This is a genomic window from Geodermatophilus sp. SYSU D00779, assembly GCF_054050595.1.
On the sequence record NZ_JBJGZQ010000013.1, the window covers coordinates 148,735 to 158,767 of the forward strand.

The window sequence follows — 10,033 nt, forward strand, 5'->3', positions numbered from 1 at the left end:
GCGGTGGCGGACCGCGGACGGGTCCGCCCGCGGCGGATGCCGCAGGATGGGACGGCGGCCCGTCGGTCGCACGAGGAGAGGACCTGACATGAGGGCGCGGCTGCTGGACCTGCTCGCCGGCCTGCCGTACCGGGCGGTCGCCTGCAGCGGCGGCGTGGACAGCCTGACCCTGGCCGCGGCCGCGCACCGGGCCGCGCCGGACACCACGCTGGTGGTGCACAGCGTGACGCCGGCCGTCCCCGCGGCGGCGACCGCGCGGGTGCTCGAGACGGCGGCGGCGGAGGGCTGGGACCTGCGCACGGTGCGGTCGCGGGAGTTCGAGGACGAGGGCTACCTGGCCAACCCGCGGAACCGGTGCTACGTCTGCAAGTCCCACCTCTACGACGCGATGGGCGACCTGGTGGCCGTGGTCGGGGGCGGGCACGTCCTGCTCAGCGGCGCCAACGCCGACGACCTCGGGGAGTACCGCCCCGGGCTGCAGGCCGCGGCCGAGGCCGGGGTCCGGCACCCCTTCGTCGAGGTCGGGGCGACCAAGGACGACGTCCGGGCGCTGGCCCGCGAGCTCGGCCTGGCCCACGCCGAGCTGCCCGCGTCCCCGTGCCTGGCCAGCCGGCTCTACACCGGGACGGCGGTGACGCCCGCGCGGCTGCACGCCGTCGAGGTGGGCGAGGCGCTGCTGACCGCGCGGACCGGGGTGGCGGTGGTGCGCTGCCGGCTGCGGGAGGACGAGGTGCGCGTCGAGGTCGGTGCCGCCGACCGGGACCGCGTTCCCCCCCACGTCGTCTCCGCGGTGCTGGCCGCCATGCGCGCCGTGGACCCCGGCATCCGCACCGCTGTCCTCGACGACGAGCCCTACCGGCCGGGGCGCGCGTTCACCCTGACCCCGGTGTCCCGGTGACCGACCCCGTCCCCGTCGACCGGGGGTACGTCGACCTCGGGTTCGCCCGCGTCGACACCGACCGGCGGGCCCGCACCGGGGACCCGGAGGTGGTCTACGCCGCCGGCAAGACCACCGAGGAGGTGGTCGCCATCGTCGCGGCGCTGCGCGCGGACGCGCCGGACCGGCCGGCGCTGGTGACCCGAGCGGGACCGGAGACCGTCGCCGCGCTGGCCGCCCGCTGGCCCGACGCGCTGGTCGAGCGGTCCACGGTCGCGGTCGGACCGCTGCCCCGGCCGGCCGGGCTGGTCGCCGTGGTCAGCGCCGGCACCTCGGACGAGCCGGTGGCCCTGGAGGCCGCCACCACGCTGCGCGTGCACGGCGCCGGCGTCGTCCGGGTCACCGACGTCGGGGTCGCCGGCCTGCACCGCGTCCTCGACGCCCGGCCGGTGCTCCGGGACGCCGACGTGGTGGTCGTGGTCGCCGGGATGGAGGGCGCCCTGCCGAGCGTCGTCGGCGGGCTGGTCGGGACGCCGGTCGTCGCGGTGCCGACCAGCATCGGCTACGGCGCCAGCTTCGGCGGGCTGTCCGCGCTGCTGGGGATGCTGAACTCCTGCGCCCCCGGGGTGGTCGTCTGCAACATCGACAACGGGTTCGGCGCCGGGGTCTTCGCCGCCCGGGTGGCCCGCGCCATCGACACCGCCCGCGGCACCGCCGCCGGTCGCTCCGGCGGGCCGCCGGCGTGAGCCGGGTCGGCTGGCTCGACCTGGGCAGCGGCGTCTCCGGCGACATGCTCCTCGGGGCGCTGGTCGGGGCCGGGGTCCCGCTGGCCACGCTGTCCGCGGCCCTGGAGCCGCTCGGGTTGCCCATCACCCTGCGCCGCGAGGCCGTCCGGCGCGGCGGGCTGGCCGCCGTCCGGGTGCACGTCGACGTGCCGGTCGAGGACCAGCCGCACCGCAGGTGGTCCGACGTGCGGGGACTGCTCGACCGGCTGGCCGAGCCGCTGCGCTCGTCGGCGTCCGACGTCTTCGCCGCGCTCGCCCGCGCGGAGGCCGCCGTGCACGGCGTCCCCGCCGACGACGTCCACTTCCACGAGGTGGGTGCCCTGGACGCGGTCGCCGACGTGGTCGGGGTCTGCGCCGGCGTGGCCGCCCTCGGCCTGGACCGGCTGGTCGCCTCCCCGATCGCCCTGGGCAGCGGGTCGGTGCGGACGGCGCACGGGCGGCTGCCCGTCCCCGGACCCGCCGTCCTGGCGCTGCTCGCCGACGCGTCGGCACCGGCCTCCGGCGGACCGGCCGACGAGGAGCTGGCGACGCCCACCGGCGTGGCGCTGGTGACCTCCCTGGCGTCGGGGTACGGCCCGCTGCCGCCGATGCGGCCCACGGGGACCGGCACCGGCGCCGGCGGCCGGGACCCCGCCGGCCGGCCGAACGTGGTGCGGCTGGTGGTGGGGGAGGCCCTCGCGGCGGAGCACCCGCAGCAGGTGGTGGTGCTCGAGACCAACGTCGACGACCTCGACCCGCGGGCCTGGCCGGCGGTCCTCGCCGACCTGCTGGCCGCCGGGGCGCTCGACGCCTGGCTCACGCCGGTGCTGATGAAGAAGGGACGCCCGGCGCACGTGGTCAGCGCGCTGGCCGAGCCGGTCGCCGTCCCGGCCGTGCGCGCCGTCCTCTTCCGGGAGACCACCACGCTGGGGGTCCGTGAGTCCGGAGTGGCCCGGCAGGTGCTGGCGCGCCGGTTCCGGACGGTGGACGTGGGTGGCCAGCCGGTGGCCGTCAAGCTCGGCCTCGGGCCCGACGGCGAGGTCCTCAACGCCGTGCCGGAGTGGGAGGACGTCGTCCGGGCGGCCGCGGCGCTGGACCGGCCGGTGAAGGCGGTCCTGGCGCAGGCCCTGGGGCTGGCGCAGTCGCTGACCACCGGCTGAGCGTCCCGAGATGGTGGACGCGAGATGGTGGACGACGGCAACCCGGATGTCATCCCCGTGACACGTCGGCTGCCTAGCGTGAGGGCTGCGACCCCAGGAGGTGCCCATGAGCCCGACCACCGAGACCCGGACCGACCCCCGGCTCCGGCGCAGCCCGCGCACGCGCCGCCACCCGCGCATCGACCGCAGCGCCTGGACCTGCGCCAACTGCCAGCAGGAGACCCTGCCGCCGCGCAAGCGCTGCGCGGACTGCGGCACGTCCCGCTATTGAGGCGCCCCGCCCTCGTCCCCGGTCCGGTCGGCCCCCTGCAGGGTCCCGCCGCGAGCTCGCGAGTGGCGGGGGGCAGGGGGTCCTCTCTCAGGCGGCGGGCGGTTCGCCGCGCAGCCGGACGACGGTCGCGCGGTGGCGGCGCCGGCCGACCAGCCGCCAGACCAGCCGGGTGGACGCCGGCAGCCCGGCGAGCAGCCGCGCCCGGTCGCCGGCGGACGCGTCCTCGAGCGCCAGGCCGAGCACCAGCGAGCGCTCGCGCCGCGACAGCGGGCAGCGTGCCGCCCGGGTGACCTCCGCCCACGCCGCCTGGTCGAGGTGCCCGGCCAGCAGCGGCAGCAGGTCCCGTTCCTCCTCGGCGGTCTGCGCGTCGACGGCGTCGGCGAGGTCCAGGCAGGCCAGCGCGAAGGCGTCGCGCGCCTTGTCCGAGGCGGCGACCGCCCACTGCCGCGCGGCGGTGGACAGGCCGCGCAGCCGGGAGTCGAGGCCGGCGACGCGGGCGGTCCACCGCTCCACCCGCGGCCGGGCGGCCGGCGCCGCGCGCAGCAGTGCCGGCCACAGCAGCTCCTGCTCGACGGCGTGGTGGTGCAGCAGCAGGCGGGCGAGCAGGTCGGCGTGCCGGGTCAGGTCACGGGTGCGGTCGGCGTCGTCGGCGAGCGCCCACGTGGACAGCTCGGCCAGCAGCCGCAGCTCGCGGCGCACCAGCCGGTGCAGCAGCAGTTCGGAGGCGACCGCACGCGAGGTCGGGACGTCGTCCGGGGAACCGGCCGGGGCCGTGCGGGCGGGGGAGCGGCGGAGCGCCGCGGCGACGGGCATGGCGCACCTCGGGAGCGTGGGATCCGGATGCCGCGAGCGTAGGGACGGCGGCTCCCGCGCGACAGGGCTCCCGTTCCCTGCCGCGTCCCGGCGCCCGGGTCACGATTCGCGGACGGGGGAGGGACAGGAGGGCCCCGCGGCGGTTACGTTGCGGCGGTGAGCGTGATCGCCCGGAACCGGGTCCGCGTGAGCGGGGTGGACGACGGGCGGCCGATGGTCTTCGCGCACGGGTTCGGGTGCGACCAGGAGATGTGGCGCCTCGTCGCCCCGGAGTTCGCGGTCGACCACCGCGTCGTCCTCTTCGACCACGTCGGCTCGGGCCGGTCGGACCTGTCGGCCTACGACCCGGTCAAGTACGGGTCGCTGGACGGGTACGCCGCCGACGTCGTGGAGATCTGCCTCGAGCTGGCGCTGGACGACGTCGTCTTCGTCGGGCACTCGGTGAGCGCGATGATGGGCGTGCTGGCCGCGGCCCGCGCCCCGGGGCTGTTCGGCGCGCTGGTCATGGTGGGGCCCAACCCCCGCTACGTCGACGACGGCGACTACACCGGTGGCTTCTCGCGGGAGGACATCGCCGCGCTGCTGGAGTCCCTCGACAGCAACCACCTGGGCTGGTCGGCTGCGATGGCGCCGGTGATCATGGGCAACGCCGACCGGCCCGAGCTCACCGCCGAGCTGACCAACAGCTTCTGCCGCACCGACCCCGAGATCGCCCGGCAGTTCGCCCGCGTCACCTTCCTCTCCGACAACCGCGCCGACCTGCCCGGCGTCCGGGTGCCCACGCTGGTGCTGCAGTGCACCGACGACGCCATCGCCCCCGAGGTGGTCGGCCGGTACGTGCACGCCCAGGTGCCGGGCAGCGTCTTCACCCAGCTGGCGGCCACCGGGCACTGCCCGCACCTGTCGGCGCCGGAGGAGACGACCGCCGCGATCCGGGCCTTCCTGGGGTAGCGCGGTGATGGACGAGCCGCGGCGACCGGACCCCCGCGAGGGTCCCGCCGGGCTGCGCCGGCTGCTGGAGGACGACCCGGCCGACCTGTACGAGAACGCCCCGTGCGGCTACTTCTCCGCACTCCCCGACGGGCAGCTCGTCAAGGCCAACCGCACCTTCTGCGAGTGGAGCGGGCGGCCGGTCGGCCAGCTGATCGGACTGCGCTTCCAGGACCTGCTGAGCATCGGCGGCCGGGTGTTCTACGAGACCCACCTGGCGCCGCTGCTGCGGATGCAGGGGATGGTGCGGGAGGTGGCGCTCGACCTGGTCCGCGCCGACGGGTCGCTGCTGCCGTGCCTGCTCAACGCCGTCGAGGTGCGCGACGACAAGGGCGCGCCGCTGCTGGTGCGGGCGACGGTGTTCGAGGCGACGTCCCGGCGCCGGTACGAACGGGCGCTGCTGGCGGCACAGCGCGCGGCTGCGGAGTCCGAGCGCCGGGCGCACACGCTGCAGCAGGTCGTCTCGGAGGTGTCGGCGGCGTCCTCGGCGGGTGACGTGGCCGAGGTGATCGTGCGGCGGAGCCGGGAGGCGGTCGGGGCCAGCGGCGCGGCACTGTGGCTGGCCACCGAGCGGCGGGCCAGCCCGCGGACCGAGCCGTCGGTGCCGCCGCTGGAGCTCGCCGCCGCCGACGGGATCGCCCCCGAGCTGCTGGAGGCGATGGAGGCCGCGGCCTTCGGCGGCGCGGAGCTCGTGCGCGACGGCGGGGTGCACACGGTCCCGCTGGGCGCGGGGCTGCGGTCGGTGTGGCCGGGGCTGGCCACCGCGATGGAGGAGGCCGGGCAGGAGGCGCTGGTCGTCGTCCCGGTGGACGCCGACGCCCGCCACCTGGGCGCGCTGGTGCTGCTGCTCGGCGTCGCGGGGGACACCGGGCTGATCGACCTCACCCCGCCGGGCGAGCGGGGTCAGCTGGTCCAGGCCGACGCCGACCTGCTGGCCACCGTCGGCCGCCAGGCGGGCCAGGCGATCGAGCGGGTGCGGCTGTACGAGGAGACCGCGCGGCACGCGGAGCGCTCGGCGTTCCTGCTCGACGCGGCCAAGCTGATGGCCTCGGCCGGAGACGTCACCGAGACCGCGGAGCGGCTGGCCGAGCTGGCGGTCCCGCGGCTGGCCGACGTCTGCGTCATCGACCTGACCGTCGAGCACGGCCTGGTCCGGGCGGCCGCCCGGCACGGCGACCCGTCGCGGCAGGGCCTGGCCGCCGCGCTGCAGGAGCGGCACCTGCCGCACCACGAGTCACCGCACCCGGCCGTGCAGGCCGCGGAGCTGGGCCGGACGGTGTGGATCCGCGAGGTGACCGACCGGTGGCTGGCCGAGATCACCGGCGACGAGGAACACCTGGAGATCGCCCGCGCCCTGGAGCTGGTCAACCTCGTCTGCGTGCCGCTGCTGACCGACGGGCGCGTCCTCGGCGTCCTCAGCCTGGGCAGCGACCGGCGGCGCGGGCCGTTCACGCCGGCCGACGTCGAGGTGGCCGAGCAGCTGGCGCTGCAGGTGTCGCAGGTGGTGGACAAGGCGCAGCGCCTGGAGCTGGAGACCCGGACGTCGCACACGCTGCAGGCCAACCTGCTGCCGCCGGCGCCACCACCGGTGCCCGGGCTGTCGGTCGCCGTCCGGTACCTGCCGGCCAGCCGTGGCGCCGACGTGGGCGGCGACTTCTACGACGTCGTCCCCCTGCCGGGCGGGCAGGTGGCGCTGGCGGTGGGGGACGTCGTCGGGCACGACATCCGCGCCGCGGCGGTGATGGGCCAGCTGCGCAGCGTCTACCGGGCGCTGCTGGCCGACCGGCCGCCGCCGAGCGCGGTCATCGACCGGCTGCAGGCGGGCTGGTCGCTGCTGGGCCTGCAGCTCATGGCCACCGCCCTCTTCGCGGTGCTCGACCCGGGCAGCGGCCGGCTGCGGGTCGCCTCGGCCGGGCACCTGGCGCCGCTGCTGGTCGCCGGCGGGACGGCGGAGCTGCTCGACGTCCGACCCAGCCGGATGCTCGGTGCGCCCGCGGCGCCGGGCCCCGCGGTGGAGTGGTCGGGGGTGCTCGCCCCGGAGGCGACGCTGCTGCTCTACACCGACGGGCTGGTGGAGAGCCGGGACGCCGACCTCGACCGGGGCCTGGCCGCGCTGCGGGACGCGGCGGTGCGGGCCGGCACGACCGACCCCGACGAGCTGTGCGACCGGCTGCTGGCCGAGCTGGCGAGCGGGGTGCGCGCCGACGACGTGGCGCTGCTGGCGATCGGCCGATCGCCCTAGGGAGGGGCCGACACACCGCGGTCTCGGCACGGGTCCCTCAGACAGCCCTGGCTTCCTGGGCCTACGCGGGCCACCATCGAGCGCAGGCACGTGTGGCGCGGGAGGCGGCCATGGAGCGTCGACCCAACCCGGTGACCGAGTCGATCGACGGGGCCACCGGCGACATCACGATGTCCGGCGACGCGATGCGGTGGTCGCCGGAGCTGGCCGACGGCCAGGCGCGGGCGGACGGTGTGCCCGGTGCCCTCCCCGGGGTCGACGTCGCGGCCGGCTTCGGCGCGCTGCTCGGCCTCGACGGCCCGGGGGTGCGACGGCTGGTGTCCGGCGCGGTGACCTCGCTGGCGACCGTGGCCGGCGACGTCGTCGCCGAGCTGCGCCAGCTCACCCGCGGTCCCGAGGAGGACGAGGGCGAGGAGGACGACGGCGACCCGTCCGACGTCCCCCCGCAGGCGTCCCCCGGCTGACCGGGGGCCCCGGACGCCGGCGCGCTGCCCACGCCGCCGCCCTGTACAACCAGGGGGGCACAGCCACACCGACGTGGGGAGTCGCACCGCATGAGCAGTTCCCTGACCCTGGCGCCCGCGCCGCCGTCCGAGGCCGCCGAGGAGGTCCGCGCCCAGGTGCGGGAGTTCCTGGCCGAGGAGCTGGCCGCGGGCACCTTCACCACGCACGTCGACACGTGGTTGTCCGGTGTCGACCCCGCGTTCTCCCGCAAGCTCGGCGAGCGCGGCTGGCTGGGGATGACCTGGCCGAAGCAGTACGGCGGGCACGAGCGCTCGGCGATGGAGCGCTACGCGGTGACCGAGGAACTGCTGGCCGCCGGCGCCCCCGTGGCGGCGCACTGGATCGCCGACCGCCAGTCCGGGCCGAACCTGCTCCGCTACGGCACCGAGGCGCAGCGGCAGGCGATCCTGCCGCGGATCGCCGCGGGGGAGTGCTACTTCGTCATCGGCATGAGCGAGCCGGACTCCGGCTCCGACCTCGCCTCGATCCGCACCCGCGCGGCCCGCAACGCCGACGGCGACTGGGTGGTCAACGGCGCCAAGGTGTGGACGTCGAACGCGCACCACTCGCACTACGCGATCACGCTCGTGCGCACCGGCCCGCCCGGGGAGGGCCCGCGCGGCAAGCACCAGGGCCTGACCCAGCTGCTCGTCGACCTGTCGCTGCCGGGCATCGGCATCAACCCGATCCGCATCCTCGACGGCGGCCACCACTTCAACGAGGTCGTGTTCGACGACGTCGTCGTCCCCGGCGACATGCTGCTCGGGGAGGAGGGCGCCGGCTGGCACCAGGTGACCGCGGAGCTGGCCTTCGAGCGGTCCGGGCCGGAGCGGTTCCTGTCGACCTACCCCCTCCTCGCGGAGTTCGGCCGGCGCGCCTGCGACACCGGCGACCGCGCGCAGCTGGCCACGCTGGGCCGGCTCTCGGCGCGGCTGCTGGCGCTGCGGCAGCTCTCCCTGCGGATCGCGGCGGCGCTGGACCGCGGCGAGCTGCCCGACATCCCGGCGGCGCTGGTCAAGGACGTGGGGACGACGTTCGAGGCCGACGTGGTCGACGAGATCCGCCGGGTGGTCGAGGTGACGCCGTCGCTGGACTCGCCGGACCCGCTGGGGCGGGCGCTGGCCGAGGCGCAGCTGCACGCGCCGGGCTACACGCTGCGAGGCGGGACCAACGAGATCCTGCGCGGGATCGTGGCGCGCGGGCTGGGGCTGCGCTGATGGCATCGGACCAGGACCTGGTGGTCGAGACCGTCCGGGACATCCTCGCAGGCCACGAGCCGTTCGCCCTCACCGCGGACACCGCGTGGGACGCCGGGCTGTGGGCCGACCTGGCCGAGGCCGGGCTGACCGGGGTGGGGCTGCCCGAGGAGGCCGGCGGTTCCGGTGGCGAGCTGGCCGACACGGTGGCCGTCGTCCGCACGCTGGCCGCCGGGGCGGGGGCGGTGCCGGTGGCCGAGCAGCTGCTGGTCGCGGGTCCCGCGCTGCTGGGCGCCGACCTCGACCTGCCCGATCCGGCCGAGCCGCTGACGCTGGCGGTCGCGGACACGGTGCACGCCGAGCCGTCGGACGACGGCGACGGGCCCGGGCGCTGGACGCTGACCGGCACCGCGACCGACGTCGCGTGGGCGGGGGTGGCCAGGCACGTCGCCGTCCTGGCGCAGCCGCCCGAGGGCATCGAGGGCGCCGTGCTCGCGCTGGTGGACGCCGAGGAACTGGCGACCAGCGACGCGCGCAACCTGGCCGGGGAGCCGCGCGGGTCGCTGGTGCTCGGGGGCACCGCGGCGTCCGGCGCGCTGCTGACCCCCGCGCAGGCCGGCGAGGTGCGGGCCCGCTACGCGCTGGCGCGGGCCGTGCAGCTGGCGGCGGCGCTGGAGCAGGTGCTGGCCTGGACGGTGCAGTACGCCGGGGAGCGGCACCAGTTCGGCCGGCCGCTGGGCAGGTTCCAGGCGGTGCAGATGGAGCTGGCGGAGATGGCCGGCGAGGTCACCGCGGTGACCGCGCTGGTCGACGCCGCCGTCCAGACGCTCGACGGCGCCGCTGACCCGCCCGCCCGGGACGCCGTCCTGGCCGCGGCGGCGGCCAAGGTGCGCTCCGGTGCGGCGGTGGAGGTCGTGGCCCGGCTCGCCCACCAGGTGCACGGCGCGATCGGGTTCACCCAGGAGCACCGGTTGCACCACCTGACCCGGCGGCTGTGGTCGTGGCGCGACGAGGCCGGCTCCGAGCTGACCTGGTCGCAGGTGCTGGGCGTGGGCCTGCTCGCCCAGGGCGGCGACGGGCTCTGGCCGGCGCTGACCCGGGTGGTCTGAGGGGCTCCCTGCCCCTGCTGCCGTCCCTCCCGGGACCGCCCCGAGCGGGCGAGGGAGGGGACGTGCTTCCTGCGACCTCTGCCGCTGCCCACTCCTGTGGGCAGCGG

General features: G+C 77.1%; 10 protein-coding genes. 9 read left to right on the top strand and 1 reads right to left on the bottom strand.

The window, feature by feature from the left end; translation table 11 throughout:
* The first annotated feature begins 88 nt into the window (after nucleotides 1-88).
* From ACI79G_RS12655 to ACI79G_RS12670, 4 genes are all read left to right on the top strand, one after another.
* Entirely contained in the window at nucleotides 89-898 is an 810-nt protein-coding gene (locus ACI79G_RS12655; RefSeq protein ID WP_456881480.1) for an ATPase, read from the top strand.
* Entirely contained in the window at nucleotides 895-1,623 is a 729-nt protein-coding gene (larB, locus tag ACI79G_RS12660) for a nickel pincer cofactor biosynthesis protein LarB (protein ID WP_456881481.1), read from the top strand. Before ACI79G_RS12655 ends, larB begins: the two co-directional genes overlap by 4 nt.
* Nucleotides 1,620-2,801: a nickel pincer cofactor biosynthesis protein LarC gene (larC, locus tag ACI79G_RS12665; RefSeq protein WP_456881482.1), complete on the top strand. Its 1,182-nt coding sequence runs from the start codon at nucleotides 1,620-1,622 to the stop codon at nucleotides 2,799-2,801. Before larB ends, larC begins: the two co-directional genes overlap by 4 nt.
* Before the next feature lie 106 nt (nucleotides 2,802-2,907).
* The gene (locus ACI79G_RS12670) at nucleotides 2,908-3,072 is read left to right on the top strand and encodes a hypothetical protein (protein WP_456881483.1); all 165 of its coding nucleotides are present in this window, start codon (nucleotides 2,908-2,910) and stop codon (nucleotides 3,070-3,072) included.
* A gap of 87 nt (nucleotides 3,073-3,159) precedes the next feature.
* On the opposite strand, the gene ACI79G_RS12675 is transcribed toward ACI79G_RS12670, so the two are convergent.
* Complete coding sequence (locus tag ACI79G_RS12675; protein ID WP_456881484.1) at nucleotides 3,160-3,885, bottom strand: hemerythrin domain-containing protein; 726 nt, start codon at nucleotides 3,883-3,885, stop codon at nucleotides 3,160-3,162.
* 156 nt (nucleotides 3,886-4,041) lie between these two features.
* Here ACI79G_RS12675 and ACI79G_RS12680 point away from each other — a divergent pair, with 156 nt between their 5' ends.
* The 5 genes from ACI79G_RS12680 to ACI79G_RS12700 all read left to right on the top strand — a co-directional run bounded on the left by ACI79G_RS12680 (nucleotide 4,042) and on the right by ACI79G_RS12700 (nucleotide 9,926).
* Complete coding sequence (locus ACI79G_RS12680; protein ID WP_456881485.1) at nucleotides 4,042-4,836, top strand: alpha/beta fold hydrolase; 795 nt, start codon at nucleotides 4,042-4,044, stop codon at nucleotides 4,834-4,836.
* 7 nt (nucleotides 4,837-4,843) lie between these two features.
* Complete coding sequence (locus tag ACI79G_RS12685) at nucleotides 4,844-7,117, top strand: SpoIIE family protein phosphatase (protein ID WP_456881486.1); 2,274 nt, start codon at nucleotides 4,844-4,846, stop codon at nucleotides 7,115-7,117.
* 110 nt (nucleotides 7,118-7,227) lie between these two features.
* The gene (locus tag ACI79G_RS12690; RefSeq protein WP_456881487.1) at nucleotides 7,228-7,581 is read left to right on the top strand and encodes a hypothetical protein; all 354 of its coding nucleotides are present in this window, start codon (nucleotides 7,228-7,230) and stop codon (nucleotides 7,579-7,581) included.
* 90 nt (nucleotides 7,582-7,671) lie between these two features.
* Nucleotides 7,672-8,838, top strand: coding sequence for an acyl-CoA dehydrogenase family protein (locus tag ACI79G_RS12695; RefSeq protein WP_456881488.1), 1,167 nt, complete (start codon nucleotides 7,672-7,674; stop codon nucleotides 8,836-8,838).
* Entirely contained in the window at nucleotides 8,838-9,926 is a 1,089-nt protein-coding gene (locus ACI79G_RS12700; RefSeq protein WP_456881489.1) for an acyl-CoA dehydrogenase family protein, read from the top strand. Before ACI79G_RS12695 ends, ACI79G_RS12700 begins: the two co-directional genes overlap by 1 nt.
* The last annotated feature ends 107 nt before the right edge of the window (nucleotides 9,927-10,033 follow it).